This is a genomic window from Enterococcus sp. RTP21361st1_A6_RTP21361_211029, from assembly GCF_040910045.1.
Lineage (GTDB): Bacteria > Bacillota > Bacilli > Lactobacillales > Enterococcaceae > Enterococcus_D > Enterococcus_D gallinarum.
On the sequence record NZ_JBDGBK010000021.1, the window covers coordinates 25,653 to 45,419 of the forward strand.

The window sequence follows — 19,767 nt, forward strand, 5'->3', positions numbered from 1 at the left end:
AATGACGTGTAAAGGTTGCGATGTCAAGGAAACAGCAGCAACGGTAGATGTAGAAGCGTTGATTGAAGAACAGCTAGCCATCGAGAACGACCTTGCTGCACTTGAAGTCGTTCAGTCCCGTATAAAAATTTGTGAAGCCTGCCCATTTCGGTCCAATCACACCTGTACTAAGTGTGGCTGCTTTTATAAATTTCGGGCAAACCTATCAAAAAAATACTGTCCTGCAGGAATGTGGGCACAAACAGGGCAGAGCATTCAATGACTGTCCTGTTTGTTACGCCATAAGCAGTTATAGAAACTCTAGCCTGGGGTAATCTTAGAGGTAGCAAAGATCAAGAGCAGATAGATTGTTTTTAATGAAAGTGGCGTAATAAGTAAGAAAGAACTAAATAAATATAGAAAAGAATCGATTCTGCTTTCGTTCACTGAAGTCAAACTAAAGTGAATCGATTACTGAGAGGAAGAATCTATGAACTGGAAAAATGGTGTTCATGATCCAACGATCATTGAACGAGACAGCGTTTATTACTTATTTTCAACAGATACGCAACAACCTAAAACGGCAGGAATACCGATCCGGACATCATTGGATCTCATACACTGGCAGTTTGAAAAGCAGGCCTTTCCTCAATTGCCACAATCTGCAAGAGAATGGAGTCAAGCAGAAGGGTTGTGGGCACCTGAAGTGATAGAGTACCAAGGGGAATATCGAATGTACTATTCCGCTTCTACATTTGGCAGTACCACTTCATTTATTGGTCTTGGAACAGCACCGCATCCTTTGGGACCTTGGGTAGATCAAGGAGAAGTTGTGAAAACGCATCGAGGCATCGCCGATCATAATGCCATTGACGCAAATCTTGCTCTAGATCGTATGGGACACCATTGGCTGATCTACGGATCATTTTTTGGCGGGATTTATATTGCACCTATAGATCAAAGCACTGGAAAGTTAGCTGAGAAGGGATACGGAAAAAAAATAGCGCAACGACCTGCTTCTGTTGATACTGCGATTGAGGGTCCTTTTGTTTATTATCATCCAGAAACGGATATGTATTACTTATTTGTCTCTTTTGATTCTTTGAATGAAACCTATAATATCCGGGTTGCAAGAGCGAAAGAGATTACCGGTCCCTATACGGATTGGAACGGCCTGTCTCTGTCGGAACAAGAGGCGGTACCGGAGAAAATTGGTGTTAAATTACTAGGGAGTTATCAATTCGAAGAACAGTCTGCAGTCTATGCACCTGGCCACAATTCTATATTCAAACGTTCAGATAATGAATTATTTATTATTCATCATGCACGGAGACAACCTTTTAGTGATGATTTCTTTTTAGATGTCAGAAAAATTTATTGGTTAGATAGTGGTTGGCCGGTCATATCAGCAATTAGTTATGCGAAATCAATTCCTGAAATCCCTATGAAAGAGGACCTCATAGGAACGTGGGAGATTATTCAGTTTACAGCAGAGTCCAGTCTCATTTCTTCAGAATTTGTCATGCTTACAGACATTCAGCAAATGGAGAAGAGCTATTTTTGGCAGGGGCATGAATTTACAGCTTATTATGAGACAGATTCTGAAGAACGTGTCTTGTGTTTATCAGGAATGGACCCGAACGGCATGGGGTTCATCGGAAAAAAAGTCCCAAAAGAAAGTAGGGGGAAGACGAAGCGTACAACTTAAAAGCGACCAAACTTCAGAATGATCTTTGGAGTAGCGATCAGAGCAGTGTTCGAGAAAAAACGACCCCATATCAGTATCAAGTATGGAATGATGGCATACCAGTCGCCCCTCAAGCAAAACGATGGGCGCCAATCCATTTGTATGGATCGAGCCTTGAAACAACCACCTCTAGGATATGATGCGTGATTCCCGATCATCTCAGGGAAAATCGAGAAGCGCATTCACCTGCTTTGAGTGAATTAGTTAATAAATATAGAAAAACAAGCATCCTTCTTGTATGTAAGGATGCTTGTTTTTCTATATTTATAAAAGCGCTAAGAAATGGCCTTTATTTCGACGAGCGGCTTGCTGGATCTAACCGACGTTCAATAAAGCCTAATCCTAGGTCGGTGATGATTGCCATCAATGCAGTGGGTAAAGCTCCGGCAAGAATGATTGAAGCGCCATTGGTTGCATTTGTCCCACGGATGATGATATCACCTAGGCCACCAGCACCTACGAAGGCGCCAATGGCAGTGATTCCAATTGCAACGACTAATGCATTACGAATACCTGCCATGATCACGGAGACGGATAAAGGCAATTCGATCATATACAGTCGTTGCCAACTTGTCATGCCCATTCCTTTACCAACATCTAGTGTATTACGGTCTACCTGGCGCATGCCGGTATAGGTGTTTTTGATGATCGGTAAGAGCGAGTAGAGAAAAATCGTCAGAATAACGACATTGACACCTAATCCCATTCCAATCATCAAAATCGAGATCATTGCTAGCGAAGGGATCGTTTGGATGATATTGGCGATGCGGATCACCCAATCGGCCATACGCATCTTTTTAGAAATCCAGATTCCTAGTGGAATACCAACGATTGCAGCGAATAAAACGCCATAGATAGAGATCAGGAAGTGACGAACAAACTGTGCAAAGACATAACCGCCATTTTCCTGAAAATAGGCAATAAATTGTTGAAATAGATTCATGTCATTCATTTCGTCACTCTCCTTCAAAATAATTATTTTCTTGTAAGAAACGTTCTGCGACCACTGTCGGTTCCAACAGGTCATTATCAACTTGATAATTTAGTTGCTGCATTTTTTCAGTGGAGATTGTATCAGCAAGTTTGTTCAAGGCGTCCGCTACTTCTGGTGTGTCTTTGATTAATTTGTCATCGACTACTGGAGCTGCATCATAAGGTGGGAAGAAATTCAAATCATCTTCCAACATTACGAGGTCATAACTAGCGATCCGTCCATCCGTTGAATACCCGAGTACGATATCCATTTTTCCGTTGTCAACAGCATCGTAAACGAGACCGATCTGCATAGGCAAAATGTTTTTGAAAGAAAAGCCATATGCTTCTTGAAAGCCATCATACCCGTCACCTTCACGGGTGATCCAAGCTGTATCGACACCAGCAACCAACTGATCGGCAACGCCTTTTAAATCACTGACTTTTTTCAGATTATATTTTTCTGCAGTGTCTTTTCTGACTAGAAAAACATATGTGTTATCAAAGCCGTAGGAAGGAAACCAGGTCTGATGGTAACGTTTCTCAAATTCTTTTTTTACGGTATTAAAGGCAGCAGTTGGATCAGATTCTGGCTCTAAGCCAAGTGTTGTTGTCAAATCTGTTCCGGTATAACGAGCGGCAGAGATAGACGCATCGCCATTCATCATTGCTTGATGATTGATTGTCGTTGTTGCTAAGTTATTAATGACAGTGGTATTTTTGTCCGTATAATGTTCTACCATTCCTGCTACAATAGCGCCAAGAATCTGAGCTTCAGAAGTGATTCCTCCTGTGATAGCTACGGTGTCTTCATTAGATGTAGAAGCAAGTCCTGGAAAGGAGCAGCCTGAGAGTAAAATAATGATCATGGATAACAAAAGACCAAATTTCGCTTTGATTTTCATTTAGGCATCCCCCTTTAATGCAGCTGGTGTTAGTTTATTCTCAAGTAATCCGAGTAACCAGTCTGCTAAAAGTGCAAAAATTGTCACTGGGATTGTGCCGGCAAAAATCAATGCCGGTTGATAGTTATTCAATCCACTAAAGATCAAGTCTCCAAGCCCCCCTGCACCAATGTACGAAGCCAAGGTTGCCCAAGCTAAGACATAGACTGCTGACAAGCGGATACCTGCCATGATCGTTGGGATCGCTAACGGCAGTTCCACACTAATGATCGATTGAAAGTTAGTCATTCCCATTCCTTTAGCGACATCTCGATAATTCCAATCGACTTTCTTCATGCCAATATAGGTGTTTCGCAAAATAGGCAGCAAAGAATAGATAAAGAGTGCAACAATAGCTGGGACCTTACCGACCCCTAAAATCGGGATCATCAATGCCAACAGTGCCAATGAGGGAACAGTTTGCAAGGCACTAGTCACACCGATCACGATAGAAGCGGCTTTGGGAAAGCGTGTCAATAGAACGCCCAAAGGGACTGCAACGACAATGCCTAGAAATAGTGCGGCAAAGGAGATGTATAAATGCTCAATGCTTTTCGTGACCAATTGGCCGCCATATTCATTAAAGAAGCTTTGCATGGCTAGACCTCCTCTGGTTTTGCGGATTCGATCGCTTCAAGAAGGGAGGATTCCTCGCCCCAAATAACGTCATAAACAATGTCGACTAATGAAGCACGCGTCAAAATTCCTACCAAATGATTCTCAGCATCCACGACTGGCACATATTTCAAACCGCGTTTAAGGATTCGTTGCAACGTATCTCGCAGTAAGGCGGTTTCTTTTACATAGAAAACATCTTTATTAAGAATATCCCCGACACTAGTTACTTTGCCTCGATTGCGGTCGATCGATTCTACATCGATATACCCTTTTAAGACATTGCTATTATCCGTCACTAATAATGTATCTACCCGTTTTTCTCTCATCAGGCGAATCGCTTCTTGTAAAGATTTTTCAGGAGTGATGGCGATTGGTGTTTTGAGCATGACTTCTTTAACTGGTGTGGTGTCTGGTTTTGCTTGCAGAAGGCGGTCTTCACCGATCAATTCTTCAACAAAGGTAGTAGCAGGATTTCGCAGAATATTTTGTGGTGTATCGAATTGGATAACGCGTCCTTCGCTCATGATCACGATGCGGCTAGCTAACTTTAATGCTTCATCCATATCATGGGTAACGAAGACGACGGTTTTACCTAAACGTTCCTGCAAATCTTTGATCAAATCTTGCAGTGAATCGCGAGTGATGGGGTCCAAAGCACCGAAAGGTTCATCCATCAAAATGATATCTTGGTCGGCTGCCAGGGCCCGAACAACACCGATCCGCTGTTGCTGTCCACCAGATAATTCGTGAGGGTAACGATCCAGCATTTCACGAGGAAGTTCCACCAGATCGATCATTTTCTCTGCTGTCTTATTTCGTTCTTCTTGACTGACCTTCAAAAGTTTTTGTACTAATGTAATATTTTCTCGAATCGTCATATGAGGCATCAAGCCGATGCTTTGGATCACGTAACCGATTTGGCGTCGTAATTCTACTGGATTGATATCGGTCACACTTTTGCCATCAATCAGAATTTTTCCTTTGGAGGGGTCTGTCATACGGTTGATCATTCGCATACAAGTAGTTTTACCACTACCACTGGTACCAATGAAACAAATAAATTCTCCCTTTTCAAAGGATAGATTGACATCTTCGACAGCCACTTTGCCGCCTTTATAGATTTTGGATACATGCTGAAATTCAATCATGATTTCACCTCTAGTTTTATTTAGGCGCAGCTTATTTACGCCTAGGGTCTGTAATTAGTATGCCCAAAAGTTTGCTGTTATTCAAATATTCTGCCTTTTTTATTCATATTTGCATATTATAAGCAAAATGTTTGAAACAAATCCAATCGAAATGAAAATCCAATAGGGAATATATGCATTATTCTTCATTTTGATTGTTATTTTTAAATGGGGATGAGTAGACTTTCTTCTTCACTAAAAGTGATATACAACATTTTAATATTAAATTAAAAGCGAACATTGCTGCTACAAGCGAGCATGTATCGAGTCACCAAATACTAAATCGATACATTTCAGATACATTTTTCCTTTAATTTAGCAGCAGGAGGTGTTCCGATGCGGAAAATAATTCTTATTTTGCTTTTTGTTTCAGTAGTCCTTGTTGGTGGTATTACTGGCTGGGCAGTCTATTCTGCAAATAAAATAAATACAAAAGTGTACGAAAAATTGAATCCTTCAGATGAGCAGTATGACTTAGATTACGACCAATTGAAACAAGAACCTTTTAATGTTTTGCTACTTGGCGTTGATACTGGAGAGTTTGGGCGAACGGATTCTGGTCGAAGTGACAGTATGATAGTCGCTCATATCAATTTAAAAAAGAAAGAATACACATTAATGGGAGTTGAACGCGATCTTTTAGTTGATATCGCAGACCAAGGAATGCAGGATAAATTAAATGCGGCGTATGCTTATGGAGGTGCAAGCTGTTCCGTTAAAACAGTAGAAAAAATGTTGGATATTCAAATTCCTTATTTTGTTTCTATTGATATGGGAGATTTTCAAAAGATTCTCAAAGAAGTAGGAGCTGTTCAAGTAGAAAATGAATTTGAGTTTAGTTCTGATGGATTCGATTTTCCTAAAGGTAAACTAACGTTATCTCCAGAAGAAGCACTTTCTTGGGCGAGAATGAGGTATGAGGATCCACGAGGGGACTATGGCAGACAAATGCGGCAACAGTTGTTACTGAAAGGTGTTTTGGAAAATATGGCGCAATTGAACCAAGTCACAAAATGGAATGCATTTATCGATATCTTGACAGATAACATCAAAACCAATCTACCCATTACCAATCTTGTTCTTCATGCGAAGAAACTGATGAAAGAGCCAACAATTATTCATGACCAAGTGATCGGAGAGGAATTGATTCAGAATGGAATCTCTTATCAAACAGTTTCGACAGAAGAGATAGCAAGAGTTCATGATGTATTGACAACAAATAAGGAGGAAAAGCAATGAAAAAGATCCGTTTACTCATAACTGGCTTTATCTTTTTGTTAGTACTTTGCGGCTGTGCACGAATCAGTGAGGAATTTGCTAGAGGAAAAACAGAGAACAATCTGTCCCAGTCCTCCGAGTTAACAAGCAACAGTAGTTCTTCAAGAACAGTGACAAGTAACAATAAGGCTACTACAGAGACTAGTTTGGAAAATATACTAGAAAGCACTACAGAGACAGAGGAGATTCCTTCAAATAAAAAAAGGTCGCTTTGACATTTGACGATGGGCCAGATCCCAGCAATACACCTAAATTATTGGAACTATTGAAAAAAGAAAAAGTGCCAGCTACTTTCTTTTTAGTAGGACAGAACGTAGAGATGTATCCCGAGGTGGTGAAAGCCATCGCAAAGGATGGCCAAACTATCGGTAGCCATACCTATGATCATCAAGACCTCAGCACATTGAACGAATCTGGAATGACTAATGAGATCACGAAGACCGATCAATCTATCAAGAAACTCACAGGCAAAAAACCAGCCTATTTTCGCCGCCATATGGTTCTGTCAATGCAAAAGCTGCAGAATTGATCAATCGTCCCATCATCCAATGGTCTGTTGATTCAGAAGATTGGAAATCTAAAGATGCCCAAATGATCATTGATAAAGTAACGAGTTCTGTCTATGATGGTTCGATTATTTTGTTGCATGACATTCATCCGGAAACCATTGCTGCAGTCCCTGAGATTATTCGTGATTTAAAAAAAGAAGATTATCAATTTGTGTCTTTAGCTACTCTTTTGAATAATCCTTCCAGCAATGAGACTTATTACGGAGAAAATGATCATCGGCCAGCCGGAGGTTAAACATGGATAAACACTATTCAGCAGGCATCGATTTTCTTAGGGCATTTGCGGTTATTGCTGTTATTCTCTACCATTTGCCTCAATATTCTTTTCAAGGAGGAAATCAAGGCGTAACGATTTTCTTTGTTATTTCGGGTTACTTGATGGCAAAGAATGCTTCCTATGCGTATCAAAAAAAACAGTTCTCCTGGATTGGCTTTTATAAGAAACGGATCAAACGGATTTATCCGTTTCTTTTATTCTCCTTACTTATCTTTATTCTGATAGCTGGGAGTATTCAAATCCGAATGCTAGGAAACATCAAAAGTGAACTTCCAAGTTTACTCTTTGGATATAACAACTGGTGGCAGATCCACGAAAAAGTCTCTTATTTTGATCGCTTCGCAAATTCGTCCCTATTTAAACATTACTGGTCTTTGGCGGTGGAATTACAATTTTATCTAGTTTTTCCACTCTTCTTTCTAACAGTCATGCGTTTGTCTAGAAAAAGAGGCTATCAGCTTATGTATCTTCTTACCATTATTTCGATTCTCACCAGTCTGTTATCGCCGTTTTCTATCGCTTATTACAATACCTTTGCTCGACTTTATCCGTTTATAGTTGGCATGTTTGGTTTTTTCAATAGAAAGAACATTAATGATGTCATTTCTTCAAAAAAAGTAACGAAGTTTTGGCTCATCATGAGTTGTTTGACTCTGGCTGTCTTTATTCCGCTGCCTTCGTTTACAGGTAGCTCATTGCTTGTCAGTGTATTAACAATGCTATTACTCGTTTTGATAAATGACAAAGAAGTGGAAAAAAGAACCAAAATCGCCAAATTCCGTCTTCAATATATAGGCAAAATTAGTTATGAATTATATTTGGTTCACTATTCGGTGTTTATTCTCCTAGTGAATATAGCACCTAAGATGAATCCTCTAATTGAATTGGTAGTGGTTCTGATCATGACGGTTCTGATGATTGCTGGCTTTCATTCTTTCATGCATTTAAAAAGAAAAGCAGGACGTTACCTTGGAGCAGGTCTTGTTGCTGTTGCAATCGGAATGATCATTTTTGCACCGACTAACCGTCTGACTGCGGATCAAAACGAATTGAAACAAGAGTTAAGCAGTAATCTGAAAAAGATAGAGAATCAACCCAATCAAAAAGGAAATATCTTATTTATAGGGGATTCTGTGATGCTTGGAGCATATCAAGAATTGGAAGATACGTTTAGTGGGCAAGCAACCGTTGATGCGAAAGAATCACGGCAAATATCTAGTTTGGCAACGATTCTTCAAGGGTATCCCAATTTAGCTGATTATTCGACGGTAGTAATCGGACTGGGTACAAATGGTATTATTTCGGATGAGTCAATCGATGAAATCCTTACTCAATTAAAGGATAAACAGATATACTGGATAACTATCAAATGTCCGGAAGGCTGTCAAGAATCTGTGAATCAAAAATTAGCAGAGCTTCCTAGTCGCTACAAGAATGTCAATATCATCGACTGGTTTAGCCACAGCAAAGACTACCCAGAATACTTTTATGATGATGAAACTCATTTGAATGGGGAAGGACGCAGTGTTTATGCCCAATTAATGAAGTCTGTTCTTTCTAAATAGTGGGACAATGGCTAGGAGAGCGCGTTAAGACAGGAGGAACCATGTATTTACTAAATAAAACAATGAATGGGATTCGGTTATATTATTTGATTTTACTGGGAATCTTATATCTTTCATTTTATCAATCAAGTGTCTATTTTCTTTTCTTTACTAATACTATTTTGGCATATATTCCAATAGAATTAACCTTTCTTGCAATGTATTGTAAAAAAAAGTACATTATAGTGGTAGTTGTGTGTCTCTGGCTTGTTTTTTTACCAAATAATTTTTATCTCATGACAGATCTATTTCATCTTTCTTTATTGACACCTTATGATGAAGTAACATTGTTGATAAGTAAGGATTTAATGAATTGGATCAAACTTTTTCTGATTTTGTTGGCAGTGATGCCTTCAACAATTTTGGGCTGCTGGAGCATTGACAAGATTGCAAGAATATTAGTAGAGAAATTAACCATTGGTGTCTACCCAGCGCTTTTGATTGCGTGTCTTTTATTTATGGATTCTATTGGGATTTATATTGGGCGATTTACCCGTCTTAATAGTACAGATATTTTTGTGCGTCACAATCAAGCGCTTCAAAAAATTTTCGCTGATTTTGAAGATATTGACAATCGATCGATCGTACTTTTACTTTTGCTCTATCTTTTTTTGTGCGGTATCATGATCGGCTATCAGCTTATAAAACAGCTTCTTTACAAAAATTGGGAAGAAAGTGTGAAATCAAATGGATGTACTCATAGTAGAAGACAATCAAGCCATAAATAACCTGCTAGTAAAAAGCCTCGCAAAAAAAGGCTATCGAACGATCCCGATTTTTGATGGCAAAAGTGCCGCAGATTACATTGAAAATCATGAGGTGGATCTGATTCTTTTAGATATCATGTTACCAGAAATAAGTGGGGATGAATTAATAGACTATTTTGTCGAATTTGATATCCCAGTTATCTTTTTAACTGCCAAGAATACCTTGCATGATAAAGTGCGAGGATTAAAGTTAGGTGCAGAAGATTACATTACGAAACCTTTTGAACTAGAAGAATTATTTGCTCGAGTTGAAACAGTACTTCGCAGAAGGAAAAAGAGTTCTGTTTCTGAGATAAATTGGCACAACATCCGTATTGAAGACGAGAAGAGAAGTGTATTTTTTAACAATGAGTTGATTGCATTGACGCCTAAAGAATATCAATTGTTCATTTATCTCGTTCAAAATCGCGGAATTATTTTAGAGCGAGAAACGATTTATCAACGAATTTGGGAATCGCCAAGTGAGCCAGATAGCAGAACTCTTGATTTACACATTCAGCGGATCAGAAAGAAACTGCATTTGGAAAACGAGCTGCGAACGATTTATGGTGTAGGGTACTTATTGGAGGAATAAGATGAAATATGCGACAAAAGCATTCTATTGGCTGCTATTCTTTTTTTTACTTTTGTATTTAGGGATCAGCACCATCAGTTTGCGGATCATCGCTCAACATGCAATCAATCAGGAATATGATCAAGCACTAGCTACCCAAAAAAGTGCTGCGATACTATTTGCAGCCAAAATTGAAGATCAAGAACCTACGAAAGAGCAGTTACGGAATCTAAGTGATATAGTCAAGAGCACGGTAAAGAATGATTTTGAAATTTTGGATAAAGAAGGAAAGAGTGTGTATGCCAGTACAACTGACTTTCCAAGCATAACAGAGGTTGTTGATTACGATTCAATTAAGAAGAACACAATCAACATTAGCCCAATCATCACAATCAAACAAGAGAAGTTTTTATTTACAAGCTCGACAATTGGAACGACAGACTATTATTTGGTGTCTAAGCAGAATCTAATCACTTATCAAAGTATTCTGAAGAAAGCAAGTCATTATTTTCGAATGATTTTATTTCTTTTGCAGATCGTTTTGATTCCAATGTCGTGGTTTTTATCAACCCTCATCACTAAACCGATTCAAAAATTGATTGATCGCGCAACAGAGATTGCAAAAGGGCAAACAACAAAGCCTTTCGTTGTTGAAAAACGTGGAGATGAAGTTGAAAAGCTTGCCAACAGCCTAAACGACATGGCCAATAAATTAAATCAAGACATAGAACAAATCAGTCAGGAAAAAGAAAAGCAAGAATTATTTGTCTCAAGTTTATCCCATGAAATTTCTACCCCGCTAACGTCGATCATCGGCTATGCGCAAATGTTGCAGTGGGAGGATCTAAAGGAACCTTCTTCGGAATTTGTCGATTATATTTTAGAAGAAAGTTTCCGCTTGAAAAGCCTATCAGAAGATGTTTTGCGTTTATTGTACTCGAAGAAAAATGAAATGAATCTCGAAGCAATATCGACAGACCAGATTGACTCTTATATTACTCAATTTGTCTCTGGATTAGATGAGCGGATCCTTTTGCAGATGACTCTTCAAAAGGCCACCATACGAATGGACTTTAACCTATTTAAATTAGTCATTGCAAATATATTTTCTAACGCATTAGATGCGATGAAGGATAGGAAAGAGATGTGCATCACTGGCTACAGTAATGAAGGACGATATTATTTTATACTGAAAGATACTGGTCAGGGAATTCCCGAAGAGATTATTGATCAAGTCACTGATGAATTTTTTACGGGGGATGTCACTAGAAATTCTGGGCATTTAGGCTTAGGGCTTTCATTAGTGAAGAATATTATCTCACTTCATGAAGGGCAAGTGACGATCACTAGTGAGAAAGGTGAAGGAACGTTTATTACGATCGACTTTCCTTTAGATGAGGACTGAAGATGAGGAAAAGAATAAAGATAAGTCTGATCCTCCTATGGGTCGGTTTCAACGTATTTCTACTATTTTTACCAAATATGCTGTTTACAGATTCATTGTCAAAGCCAGTCGTATTTGAAGAATCCTTGGAGCTGCCTTCAAATAAAAGTACATTAGAAGAAGTGCTCACGAACGCCGGGAAAGTAACGCAATATAATAATACGGGAGAAGGAAGCCAGTATGTCAATACATATGCGGTGGAAATAGAGAAGCTGCTAAAAGAAATGGGAATCTCTTCAGAATACTTGGTTACGTTATCCCAGAATCTAAAGATTGATTCGGAAACTGTTTATTGGCAAATCAATTATTCTTCGATCGAAGGTTATGGGGAAGCCCTGATTGAGGAATCGACTAATAAAATCGTCCAATTTAAATATTACCCAGAGCAATCATTTCAAGAGATAGATCCTGAGAAAATTTTAGGGGCATATTTTAAGTATCTAAACATTGAAATTTCCTCAATAAAAAAAGATAGTCCACTATTTGAAGTATCTTTTGCTGACGGCCAAAACATCAAAGCGGTTATTGATAATTATCGTATTATTCTTAATTATCCCAGTGTTGAATAGGACAAGTAATGGAACAAGTAGCATTTTTTGAATATAGTTCTCCTTGGAGCGATTAAGAAAGGAATGAAAGGATGGCTTTATGAATTTTCGATAGAAGTGAATCGATAGAGACGAAGTGATTCGTAAAGCATAGGTTAGCAGTTCAACCTAAATGTCTTTCGTGGTTAGTTTGAATAATGGAAAAAGAATACTGGAAACGAATTTGCTTGCTTACTGCAATTCCCGATTGGAATAAAGATTCAGAGATTGTTACAGAAGTTGAACGATTAAGAAAGAAATATGAAGGCTATCGCAAAGAAATTGACTCGAAAAAAGTCATGGTTTTTTATAAAAACAACAGCAGTTATGTTTATGACACATTGAAAAAATGTGCTCAGCAAGAAAAAATCCCACGTGAAAAAATTTTGTTTTATTCACAAAACGATAAAGCAGATAAAAAAGGCAGAAGATTCCGTGTTATCGGTTAAAATTCTCTAATAGATTAGGAGCACCGTGAAAAGGTTCTAGTCTCTCTAGCGCTCTTTTTATTTAAAGCTATGCCTAGTTTCCTAATTGGCGAGTAATCTCTAAACATGATAGAATAGACGGGCATATGAAAGAAAGAGAGTGACGACATGCTTACAACAGAAGATTTTGACTTTGAGTTACCGGAAGAATTGATCGCTCAAACGCCGCTTAGCGATCGCTCCAGTTCCCGCCTATTGGTCGTGGACCGAGAAAGCGGTGCAATGGAAGACAAACATTTTTATGACATTATTGATGAATTAGCTCCTGGCGATGCCCTTGTGATGAATGATACTCGCGTTTTGCCCGCTCGTATCTATGGCGAGAAAATCGAGACCGGCGCTCATCTAGAGATTTTATTGTTAAACAATATCGAAGGGGACAGTTGGGAAACATTAATCAAACCTGCCAAGCGAGCAAAAGTCGGTACGAAGATCACCTTTGGCGACGGTCGCTTAGAAGCGGTCGTTGAAAAAGAACTCGAACATGGTGGCCGAATTATTCGATTCAGCTATGATGGGATTTTCTTAGAGATTTTAGAATCTTTGGGTGAAATGCCATTGCCGCCATACATCAAGGAACGATTGGAAGATCCAGATCGTTACCAAACCGTTTATGCTAAAGAGAATGGATCTGCAGCGGCACCAACGGCCGGTTTGCACTTTACGCCAGAATTATTGAAGAAAATCGCTGATAAAGGGGTCAAATTAGTTTATTTGACCTTACACGTGGGTCTAGGAACTTTCCGCCCAGTTAGCGTCGATAATATTGCGGATCACGAAATGCACAGTGAATTTTATCGATTGACGGAAGAAGCGGCGGCTCAATTAAACGATGTGCGGGCAAATGGTGGGAAAATCGTTGCGGTCGGAACGACTTCGATCCGTACATTAGAGACGATTGGTACCAAATTTGATGGCGATATCAAAGCCGACAGCGGCTGGACGAGTATTTTCATTACCCCCGGCTATCAGTTCAAAGTTGTCCAAGCCTTCTCAACGAATTTCCATTTACCGAAATCGACATTGGTAATGTTGGTCAGTGCCTTTGCCGGACGCGATCTAACATTAGAAGCTTATCAGCATGCCATCGATGAACGTTATCGCTTCTTTAGTTTTGGCGATGCCATGTTCTTAAAATAAAAAACTGAACGACAAGAGCGGCTCGTTAAGTTGGGATACTTCTCAACTTTTTGAACTGCTTTTTTGTCGTCCAGCTTATAACTAAGGGAAGGTATAAGTGGTGGTCGCTGATGGTTGGTTCATGCAAAGCAATTGTTTCTCAAAATTTGTTTTCTTTTACAAACTTACACATGTTTCGTGTGTACTGATACAACGTAATAGACGTATCCTTTTTTCGAAAAGATTCTCGATTTTGTGTTACGCTTTTCTGTTACTTTACACGCTTGATACTAGGTGAAACTTGTACGTTCAACAACTTTTAGTAGATTGAGTTTGCGATATTTACAAGACCACCAACAGAGTTGCTACCTTCCTTACACCTATACTATAGCATATTTAGGAAGCGTTTGCAAATAGGTAGGGTATACAAAGTACAACGATCAATTCACAATTTAAAATCTAAAAAGCTGACTTACTAAAACATCGTTTATTCAATAATCAGCAAATCAGCAATCACTCGTTGACGTTCCTAGAGAGAGTCCACTAATTGTTAGGATCGTTGGTAAACTTTATAAGGGCGTCCGATTTTGGTATAGATAATCTGACTGGTAACATAGTTATTTTTTTCTAAGTAAAGCATGTATTTACGGACTGAGACATGAGAAAATCCGCTGATCTCTACCAAGTCTGGGATCGTGAAAGTGTCTGGAAATGTTTGGATAGCCGCTTTGATGCGATCCATGGTATCAGGAGAGAGTCCTTTATCCAGTTCTGTAAGGGATGACTCGGGACTCTTCTTTGCAACCATTATTTGATCAATGGTTTCTTGGGCAAGACTGTCTTGTTCCAAAGCTTCTTGCCGTTTTAGAAATAGTTCGATGCTTTGCCGGAAACGTTCATAGGTAAAGGGCTTGACGAGATAGTCCAGAACACCTAAATGTAGTCCATGCTGAATAGTTTGTGTCTCATTGGCTGCTGTGATCAAGATCACTTCGATGGCTTGCTGAGAGTTCCGGATCTCTTTGAGCAAGTCTAAGCCGTTGCCATTTTTCAAATGGACATCTAGCAGCACTAAATCAACTTGTTTGTTTTGTAGTAAGTATTCAGCATCTGTCACAGCATCTGCCGAATAGATTTCTTGAAATCTGCCGATTTTTTCTAAATAATTCCGATGGATAAATTCCACCATTGGGTCATCTTCGACAATTAATCCATGTAATGGTTTCATTTTATCACCCCATGATAATGCGTTTGTAATTGGAGAACGACAAAGTTAGGTTGTTCTTCTATCAAAAACTCTGCCTGGTAATCTTTTAACATTTGTTGGAAATAGTTGCTGTGAAAACTATCCTGCAATTGCTGCTGATCCGTTGTGGTCAGCTGAATGGTATAGGTCGTTGTCAGCAGGCCTGTTTCATGATGGATCTCGATCCGCAAATCTTCTATGGTGTTTAGTTGCAACAAAACATGATGAATATACCGGTAAAGATCGATCAACGATTTTGTTTCAACTTCTTGCGAATTGGCGGGAATTTCTGGTGAAATCTCGATCATCAAGTGGATTTTACGCTCAAAGAACTTTTGACGTTCGCCAATCAAAAATCCAGCAACTTGCGGATTCTGAACTAAAAAAGACAAGCGATGAGAGAACTCTTTTTCTGGAGTCAAAATATCATCCAGATAAATTTTCAATTCATCATAGGCTTTTAAATCAGCGAGCCCATAGATCACATGCAGTTTATTCATAAACTCATGGGACTGAGACTGCAGCGCACTGGCGTAAGCAGTAGTATTGGCTAACTGATCCATGACGAATAACGATTCTGTCGCATTGCGCAAAAACACGATCCAACCGATCCGTTTCTGATCCACATTGATCGGTGCAGAGGAAAAAAGAAAATCCTGTCCATTTTGCCGATAGAGCTGTTCAATATTTCGCTCCAAGTCTACAGCATCGGTCTGCAAGATCAAATCCTGCAAATGTTTGCCGACCAAGGAGTCATTGTGTCCACTGTTCTTTTGGTAAAGCTCGTTGGCGGCGATATTTGCCAAATTGATTTGTTGGTTCAAATCCAATACAATGACCGCATCTTTAGTTTCTTCCAACATGGCATTGCGTTCTTCAAAGAGACGTGAGATTTCTTTTGGTTCTAAATTATGAAGTTGCCGTTTCAAATAATAGGCAAGTCCAGTTGCTGCAAAGGCGGCGATTGTGATACTTAATGCTAAGGCAAGTAGATACCCTTCCCGAGAACTCTTTACTAAAGCACTCAAGGACTGCATACGGATCCCTAAAGCTACTACACCGATTTGTTTTTGCGATTCAGTGAGGGAATAGACGGGAACGAATCCCCGCAACGAGCGACCCAATGTTCCTTCACTGACAGAAACATGTTCTTTTCCTTCCAATGCAGTGACTTCATCACCGCCTTCGAAGTGTTTGCCGATTTGGGTCTCATCTGGATGAGTCAAACGAATGGCTTGCATATCCATAACTACCACGAAATCCAACCCGTGTATGTGTGTCACTTCATTTGTGTAAGCTTCCAATTGATCGTTGGAACGTCCTTCTTCCAAAGCGGTAGTCACTTGTGGATCGATCGCCAGCTGTTTACCGACGGACAAGAGCAGGTGTTCTTCGTTGGAGCGAATAAATGTGGAATTTTGAATAAGGACTAAACCATAAAGAATGGGAGTGACAATGAGTAAGACGATTGTAAAGACTAAAGTCAATACCCCCCATAACCGTAACCCTTTTTTCACTACATTTCCCCCTTTATTCGTAAATTATAACATAGCGGCGGAATCCCTAAAGACGCTTTAATTAATTTAAATACTTAAAATAATTAAATAAACTACGAAAAAGAAAACGCTTGCTTTAATCTGTGTGTAACGAGGTACTCGTAGAACTAGTAGATCAATTTAGGAGGAAAGCAAAATGGAAAAGCATATCGAACCCCATGTGGCGAGAGAACAGGTTGAATCTAAAGCAAAAGAAGAGAAGCTAATTGATCGGTGGATGAAAATCAAAATTGGATCAGTTCCGCTGCCAGTATACATTGTTTTATCAACAGTCATCGTAGTCACGGGTCTGTTACAACAATTACCCGTAAATATGCTAGGTGGTTTTGCGGTCATTTTGACTTTAGGGTGGTTATTAGGAACGATTGGTGCCACTATTCCTTTTATCAAGAATTTCGGTGGTCCGGCAATTTTATCTTTATTGGTTCCATCTATTTTGGTTTTCTTCAACTTAGTCAATCCGAATATTCTTGAGTCTGCCGATATTTTGATGAAGCAAGCCAACTTCTTATATTTTTATATTGCTTGTTTAGTTTGCGGCAGTATTTTAGGGATGAATCGCAAAATCTTAGTCCAAGGTTTGATGCGGATGATTATTCCCATGATGATTGGGATGATCTGCGCCATGGGTGTTGGTACGCTAGTTGGTGTATTATTAGGTTTAGAATGGCAACATACGTTGTTTTTCATCGTTACTCCAGTGTTAGCTGGCGGGATCGGTGAAGGAATCTTGCCTTTATCACTAGGCTACAGTGCCATTACTGGTATGGGGAGTGAACAGCTGGTCGCACAACTGATTCCAGCAACGATCATTGGTAATTTCTTCGCGATCATGTGTACCGCATTGCTCTCTCGCTGGGGAGAAAAACGACCAGATCTTTCTGGGGGTGGACAATTGGTCAAAATGAAAAATGATGATGACATGGCAGATGCGTTAAAAGATGATTCCGGCGCTTTTGATATCAAGAAAATGGGCGCTGGTGTGCTGACCGCTTGTACACTGTTCATTGCTGGTAGTTTACTGCAGCATTTGACTGGGTTTCCTGGTCCTGTATTGATGATTGTCTTAGCCGCTTTTTTGAAATACTTGAATGTGGTGCCGGCAGAAACACAACATGGCTCCAAACAATTGTATAAATTTATTTCCGGCAACTTTACTTTCCCATTGATGGCTGGTTTAGGATTGTTGTATATTCCATTGAAAGACGTTGTGGGAACACTGAGTGTCTCTTATTTCTTAGTCGTCATCAGTGTAGTGTTCACGGTAATTGCCACCGGGTTCGTCGTATCACGTTTCATGAACATGTATCCCATCGAAGCCGCAATTATTTCTGCTTGTCAAAGCGGTATGGGAGGCACAGGAGACGTAGCGATCTTAAGTACCGCTGACCGTATGAACTTGATGCCTTTTGCCCAAGTAGCTACCCGTTTAGGCGGCGCCATCACAGTGATTGCCATGACCGCAATCTTGCGAATGATTTTTTAATAAAAAATAGAAAAAACGATCAACTATTGGAGGAACGAATCATGTCAGAAGATGTAAAAGAAATCGCTTTGCGACAAGCCAAAGAACATGGCGGTAAATTGGAAGTAGTATCAAAAGCGGCGATTGAAAATCGAAGAGACTTAAGCATTGCCTACACTCCGGGTGTCGCTGCCGTATCTTCCGCGATTGCAGAAGATAAACAGCTGGCCTATTCATTGACAACAAAGAAAAACACAGTCGCTGTTGTAAGCGATGGTTCTGCTGTGTTAGGTCTTGGTAATATTGGAGCAGAAGCAGCAATGCCGGTCATGGAAGGGAAAGCCGCTTTGTTCAAGCGATTTGCAGATGTAGATGCTATTCCTATCGTTTTAGATACTCAAGAGACAGAAGAGATTATTGCGATCGTCAAAGCAATTGCACCGACCTTTGGTGGAATCAACTTAGAAGATATCAGTGCGCCGCGTTGCTTCGAAATCGAACAGCGGCTGATCGAAGAGTGTGCGATCCCGATTTTCCACGATGACCAGCATGGGACGGCAATAGTTGTCTTAGCGGCTGCTTTCAACAGCCTGAAATTGATTGGCAAATCACTAGCAGAAGCCAAAATCGTTGTCAATGGCGGTGGTTCTGCTGGACTTTCTATTACTCGTAAGTTTTTGGCAGCTGGTGCAAAAAATGTCATTGTCGTAGACAAGGTGGGGATCTTGAATGAAGAAAATGATCAGTTACCACCTCATCACGCAGAGATTGCTAAAGTGACAAACCGTGACCATCTTTCTGGTGATTTGCAGACAGCGTTGAAAGGTGCTGATATCTTCATTGGTGTTTCTGCTCCAGGAGCACTGAAGAAGGAATGGATCGCTGAGATGGGAGATAAGCCTGTGATTTTTGCTATGGCTAATCCAGTACCGGAAATCTTCCCAGACGAAGCCTTAGCAGGAGGTGCCTATATCATTGGTACTGGACGCAGTGATTTTCCTAATCAAATCAACAATGTGTTGGCTTTTCCTGGTATTTTCCGTGGAGCTTTAGATGCTCAAGCCCGCAAAATCACGGTTGAGATGCAGATTGCCGCAGCAAAAGGAATTGCTAGCTTGATTCCAGACGAGGAGCTGTCACCAACAAACATTATTCCGGATGCTTTCCAAGAAGGAGTAGCCAAAATCGTTGCGAATTCAGTCAAAGATGCTGTGGAAGCAAAACGTGTCAATTAACGGAAGAAACATTACGTTGAGAACAATTTTTCATTCAATCAAAAAGGACCTTACTTTGAAGCGACCCCCAAAAGTTAGACCAAAAAATCTAACTTTTGGGGGTCGTTATTTGTATGGCAAAATATCCTTTTG

Annotated in this window: 22 protein-coding genes; 16 read left to right on the top strand and 6 right to left on the bottom strand. The window is 39.8% G+C overall.

The window, feature by feature from the left end:
* Window position 1: 1 nt before the first annotated feature.
* From AB5Z52_RS05735 to AB5Z52_RS05745, 3 genes are all read left to right on the top strand, one after another.
* Window positions 2–262 carry a DUF6171 family protein gene (locus tag AB5Z52_RS05735; protein ID WP_003128237.1) on the top strand — a complete coding sequence of 87 codons (261 nt, stop codon included), beginning with the start codon at window positions 2–4 and terminating at the stop codon, window positions 260–262.
* A 207-nt stretch (window positions 263–469) separates the two neighbouring features.
* A complete protein-coding gene (locus tag AB5Z52_RS05740) occupies window positions 470–1,687 on the top strand; it encodes an arabinan endo-1,5-alpha-L-arabinosidase (protein ID WP_096710909.1) in 1,218 nt (405 codons plus the stop codon).
* 45 nt (window positions 1,688–1,732) lie between these two features.
* Window positions 1,733–1,873: a hypothetical protein gene (locus tag AB5Z52_RS05745; RefSeq protein ID WP_155988572.1), complete on the top strand. Its 141-nt coding sequence runs from the start codon at window positions 1,733–1,735 to the stop codon at window positions 1,871–1,873.
* 142 nt (window positions 1,874–2,015) lie between these two features.
* Here AB5Z52_RS05745 and AB5Z52_RS05750 read toward each other — a convergent pair whose 3' ends face one another.
* The 4 genes from AB5Z52_RS05750 to AB5Z52_RS05765 are packed head-to-tail and all read right to left on the bottom strand — an operon-like array spanning window position 2,016 to window position 5,408.
* Window positions 2,016–2,678 carry an ABC transporter permease gene (locus AB5Z52_RS05750; RefSeq protein WP_003128239.1) on the bottom strand — a complete coding sequence of 221 codons (663 nt, stop codon included), beginning with the start codon at window positions 2,676–2,678 and terminating at the stop codon, window positions 2,016–2,018.
* 4 nt (window positions 2,679–2,682) lie between these two features.
* Window positions 2,683–3,603 carry an osmoprotectant ABC transporter substrate-binding protein gene (locus AB5Z52_RS05755; RefSeq protein ID WP_003128240.1) on the bottom strand — a complete coding sequence of 307 codons (921 nt, stop codon included), beginning with the start codon at window positions 3,601–3,603 and terminating at the stop codon, window positions 2,683–2,685.
* Window positions 3,604–4,239 (bottom strand): ABC transporter permease, encoded by a 636-nt coding sequence (locus tag AB5Z52_RS05760; RefSeq protein WP_003128241.1) that lies wholly within the window; start codon window positions 4,237–4,239, stop codon window positions 3,604–3,606.
* Window positions 4,240–4,241: 2 nt separating this feature from the next.
* Complete coding sequence (locus AB5Z52_RS05765) at window positions 4,242–5,408, bottom strand: betaine/proline/choline family ABC transporter ATP-binding protein (protein ID WP_005470181.1); 1,167 nt, start codon at window positions 5,406–5,408, stop codon at window positions 4,242–4,244.
* A gap of 375 nt (window positions 5,409–5,783) precedes the next feature.
* On the opposite strand from AB5Z52_RS05765, the gene AB5Z52_RS05770 reads away from it, so the two are divergent.
* The 11 genes from AB5Z52_RS05770 (at window position 5,784) to queA (ending at window position 14,154) form a co-directional block, all read left to right on the top strand.
* Complete coding sequence (locus AB5Z52_RS05770) at window positions 5,784–6,686, top strand: LCP family protein (protein WP_003128244.1); 903 nt, start codon at window positions 5,784–5,786, stop codon at window positions 6,684–6,686.
* On the top strand, window positions 6,683–6,940 hold the full coding sequence (locus tag AB5Z52_RS05775; RefSeq protein ID WP_225585882.1) for a hypothetical protein: 258 nt from the start codon (window positions 6,683–6,685) through the stop codon (window positions 6,938–6,940). Before AB5Z52_RS05770 ends, AB5Z52_RS05775 begins: the two co-directional genes overlap by 4 nt.
* Entirely contained in the window at window positions 6,937–7,254 is a 318-nt protein-coding gene (locus AB5Z52_RS05780; protein WP_227173574.1) for a polysaccharide deacetylase family protein, read from the top strand. The genes AB5Z52_RS05775 and AB5Z52_RS05780 overlap by 4 nt, the downstream gene beginning before the upstream one ends.
* The gene (locus AB5Z52_RS05785) at window positions 7,251–7,529 is read left to right on the top strand and encodes a hypothetical protein (protein WP_005470187.1); all 279 of its coding nucleotides are present in this window, start codon (window positions 7,251–7,253) and stop codon (window positions 7,527–7,529) included. Before AB5Z52_RS05780 ends, AB5Z52_RS05785 begins: the two co-directional genes overlap by 4 nt.
* Window positions 7,530–7,531: 2 nt before the next feature.
* Complete coding sequence (locus AB5Z52_RS05790; protein ID WP_288551613.1) at window positions 7,532–9,136, top strand: acyltransferase family protein; 1,605 nt, start codon at window positions 7,532–7,534, stop codon at window positions 9,134–9,136.
* Window positions 9,137–9,177: 41 nt separating this feature from the next.
* Window positions 9,178–9,903: a DUF1361 domain-containing protein gene (locus AB5Z52_RS05795; protein ID WP_117474742.1), complete on the top strand. Its 726-nt coding sequence runs from the start codon at window positions 9,178–9,180 to the stop codon at window positions 9,901–9,903.
* Window positions 9,863–10,516, top strand: a complete 654-nt coding sequence (locus AB5Z52_RS05800) for a response regulator transcription factor (RefSeq protein WP_003128251.1) — start codon at window positions 9,863–9,865, stop codon at window positions 10,514–10,516. Before AB5Z52_RS05795 ends, AB5Z52_RS05800 begins: the two co-directional genes overlap by 41 nt.
* Window position 10,517: 1 nt before the next feature.
* Window positions 10,518–11,900: a HAMP domain-containing sensor histidine kinase gene (locus AB5Z52_RS05805; RefSeq protein WP_003128252.1), complete on the top strand. Its 1,383-nt coding sequence runs from the start codon at window positions 10,518–10,520 to the stop codon at window positions 11,898–11,900.
* Between the two features lie 2 nt (window positions 11,901–11,902).
* Window positions 11,903–12,508 (top strand): hypothetical protein, encoded by a 606-nt coding sequence (locus tag AB5Z52_RS05810; RefSeq protein ID WP_003128253.1) that lies wholly within the window; start codon window positions 11,903–11,905, stop codon window positions 12,506–12,508.
* 176 nt (window positions 12,509–12,684) lie between these two features.
* Entirely contained in the window at window positions 12,685–12,975 is a 291-nt protein-coding gene (locus tag AB5Z52_RS05815) for a hypothetical protein (RefSeq protein WP_086268973.1), read from the top strand.
* Between the two features lie 147 nt (window positions 12,976–13,122).
* Window positions 13,123–14,154, top strand: a complete 1,032-nt coding sequence (gene queA, locus AB5Z52_RS05820) for a tRNA preQ1(34) S-adenosylmethionine ribosyltransferase-isomerase QueA (RefSeq protein ID WP_005470202.1) — start codon at window positions 13,123–13,125, stop codon at window positions 14,152–14,154.
* Window positions 14,155–14,683: 529 nt separating this feature from the next.
* Here the strand turns inward: queA and AB5Z52_RS05825 are convergent.
* Both AB5Z52_RS05825 and AB5Z52_RS05830 read right to left on the bottom strand, forming a co-directional pair.
* Entirely contained in the window at window positions 14,684–15,361 is a 678-nt protein-coding gene (locus AB5Z52_RS05825; protein ID WP_005470204.1) for a response regulator, read from the bottom strand.
* Window positions 15,358–16,896, bottom strand: coding sequence for a Spo0B domain-containing protein (locus AB5Z52_RS05830; RefSeq protein WP_368243590.1), 1,539 nt, complete (start codon window positions 16,894–16,896; stop codon window positions 15,358–15,360). The genes AB5Z52_RS05825 and AB5Z52_RS05830 overlap by 4 nt, the downstream gene beginning before the upstream one ends.
* Before the next feature lie 256 nt (window positions 16,897–17,152).
* Here AB5Z52_RS05830 and AB5Z52_RS05835 point away from each other — a divergent pair, with 256 nt between their 5' ends.
* Window positions 17,153–18,421: a 2-hydroxycarboxylate transporter family protein gene (locus AB5Z52_RS05835; RefSeq protein ID WP_225585976.1), complete on the top strand. Its 1,269-nt coding sequence runs from the start codon at window positions 17,153–17,155 to the stop codon at window positions 18,419–18,421.
* 38 nt (window positions 18,422–18,459) lie between these two features.
* Entirely contained in the window at window positions 18,460–19,635 is a 1,176-nt protein-coding gene (locus AB5Z52_RS05840) for an NADP-dependent malic enzyme (RefSeq protein WP_029486340.1), read from the top strand.
* Window positions 19,636–19,767 lie beyond the last annotated feature (132 nt).

Bases quoted from the DNA above. Each gene is read 5' to 3' on its own strand.
- AB5Z52_RS05765 (WP_005470181.1), bottom strand. From the start codon at position 5,408: ATGATTGAATTTCAGCATGTATCCAAAATCTATAAAGGCGGCAAAGTG.
- AB5Z52_RS05795 (WP_117474742.1), top strand. From the start codon at position 9,178: ATGTATTTACTAAATAAAACAATGAATGGGATTCGGTTATATTATTTG.
- AB5Z52_RS05775 (WP_225585882.1), top strand. From the start codon at position 6,683: ATGAAAAAGATCCGTTTACTCATAACTGGCTTTATCTTTTTGTTAGTA.
- AB5Z52_RS05740 (WP_096710909.1), top strand. From the start codon at position 470: ATGAACTGGAAAAATGGTGTTCATGATCCAACGATCATTGAACGAGAC.
- AB5Z52_RS05810 (WP_003128253.1), top strand. From the start codon at position 11,903: ATGAGGAAAAGAATAAAGATAAGTCTGATCCTCCTATGGGTCGGTTTC.
- AB5Z52_RS05835 (WP_225585976.1), top strand. From the start codon at position 17,153: ATGAAAATCAAAATTGGATCAGTTCCGCTGCCAGTATACATTGTTTTA.
- AB5Z52_RS05750 (WP_003128239.1), bottom strand. From the start codon at position 2,678: ATGAATGACATGAATCTATTTCAACAATTTATTGCCTATTTTCAGGAA.
- AB5Z52_RS05735 (WP_003128237.1), top strand. From the start codon at position 2: ATGACGTGTAAAGGTTGCGATGTCAAGGAAACAGCAGCAACGGTAGAT.
- AB5Z52_RS05790 (WP_288551613.1), top strand. From the start codon at position 7,532: ATGGATAAACACTATTCAGCAGGCATCGATTTTCTTAGGGCATTTGCG.
- AB5Z52_RS05825 (WP_005470204.1), bottom strand. From the start codon at position 15,361: ATGAAACCATTACATGGATTAATTGTCGAAGATGACCCAATGGTGGAA.
- AB5Z52_RS05760 (WP_003128241.1), bottom strand. From the start codon at position 4,239: ATGCAAAGCTTCTTTAATGAATATGGCGGCCAATTGGTCACGAAAAGC.
- AB5Z52_RS05770 (WP_003128244.1), top strand. From the start codon at position 5,784: ATGCGGAAAATAATTCTTATTTTGCTTTTTGTTTCAGTAGTCCTTGTT.
- AB5Z52_RS05800 (WP_003128251.1), top strand. From the start codon at position 9,863: ATGGATGTACTCATAGTAGAAGACAATCAAGCCATAAATAACCTGCTA.
- AB5Z52_RS05815 (WP_086268973.1), top strand. From the start codon at position 12,685: ATGGAAAAAGAATACTGGAAACGAATTTGCTTGCTTACTGCAATTCCC.
- queA (WP_005470202.1), top strand. From the start codon at position 13,123: ATGCTTACAACAGAAGATTTTGACTTTGAGTTACCGGAAGAATTGATC.
- AB5Z52_RS05805 (WP_003128252.1), top strand. From the start codon at position 10,518: ATGAAATATGCGACAAAAGCATTCTATTGGCTGCTATTCTTTTTTTTA.
- AB5Z52_RS05755 (WP_003128240.1), bottom strand. From the start codon at position 3,603: ATGAAAATCAAAGCGAAATTTGGTCTTTTGTTATCCATGATCATTATT.